Origin of the sequence: Vibrio sp. 10N.222.49.C9 (genome assembly GCF_041474985.1) — a bacterium.
Classification (GTDB): Bacteria; Pseudomonadota; Gammaproteobacteria; order Enterobacterales; family Vibrionaceae; genus Vibrio; species Vibrio crassostreae_C.
Map to the genome: position 1 here is coordinate 1 of NZ_JBFRVD010000115.1, position 487 is coordinate 487.

Below are 487 nucleotides of genomic sequence, written 5' to 3' on the forward strand. Positions count from 1 at the left end.
CGAGAATTGAGTTCAATCTTGCTACCTGTGGCTCGTCCAATGTTCATGTCTTGATAGAGAGTTTCAAAGATACCGGTTCTGGAAAGTGTGGCTTTAGACCGTTTTGTTTTGAGTCGCATAAGACGGTTGATATCAGTTTTGCTTAGTTTTTTGTGCATTAGCGAGGCCTCACAGATATATCAACGATGTGTATGTTGCCGGTGTTGTTAGGGTAGTAGTGATCACCAATTGGTGTGCACAAGATGAAGGCCGCTTGCTCTTCCAATAAGTCTTCATGGTATCCCAAAAGTCCAAACAGCCAGGCATCCCGTGATATATCGCTGACACCGCCTTTGATGTGTTCGATGTAGTAGTCGCTGGCAAGGATTTCACGTTGCTCACTAATGCATGACGTCAGAATATCATCACAGAATGAGTCTATTGGGTCACCTGTATCGGTTGTGTCCTCAATTGTTTCATTGAGGTTTTGAGGTGGTGCGAGTTCTGC

The 487-nt window shown here is 44.6% G+C and carries 1 protein-coding gene; it reads right to left on the reverse strand.

All coding sequences use genetic code 11. From position 1 onward, the window contains the following. Positions 1 to 157: 157 nt before the first annotated feature. On the reverse strand, positions 158 to 487 hold a 330-nt coding region (locus tag AB4585_RS22200; protein ID WP_372170975.1), incomplete at its 5' end, for a hypothetical protein.